Source organism: Pseudomonas sp. SIMBA_067 (assembly GCF_046534675.1).
Classification (GTDB): Bacteria; Pseudomonadota; Gammaproteobacteria; order Pseudomonadales; family Pseudomonadaceae; genus Aquipseudomonas; species Aquipseudomonas putida.
The window spans coordinates 1-246 of the sequence record NZ_JAWRYH010001089.1 but is presented as its reverse complement, the minus strand read 5'-3'; the positions used below and the strand labels follow the sequence as shown (position 1 = coordinate 246).

1 pseudogene is annotated in these 246 nt (G+C 58.5%); it reads right to left on the bottom strand.

Features of this window, described 5'->3' with window-relative positions:
• Window positions 1-246 (bottom strand): annotated as a pseudogene (locus SB765_RS32625) (molecular chaperone HtpG); the annotation flags it as partial.

Sequence of the window (246 nt, the reverse complement as noted above, 5' to 3'; positions counted from 1 at the left end):
ATGCGGCGGATAAACTGGTTAGGATCGTCCAGCGTGCCGCGCTCGGCCAGCAAGGCCTGATCCAGCAGCAGCTCAATCCACTCACCGAAGCGTGCTTCATCCTGCGTATCCGCAACACGTTTCACCAGCGGATGATCCGGGTTGATTTCGAACAGGTACTTCACTTCCGGTACTTCCTGTCCGGCCGCGGCAAACAGCTTCGCCATCTGCGTGGTCATCTCATTGGCGTCGGTGGTGACAATCGCC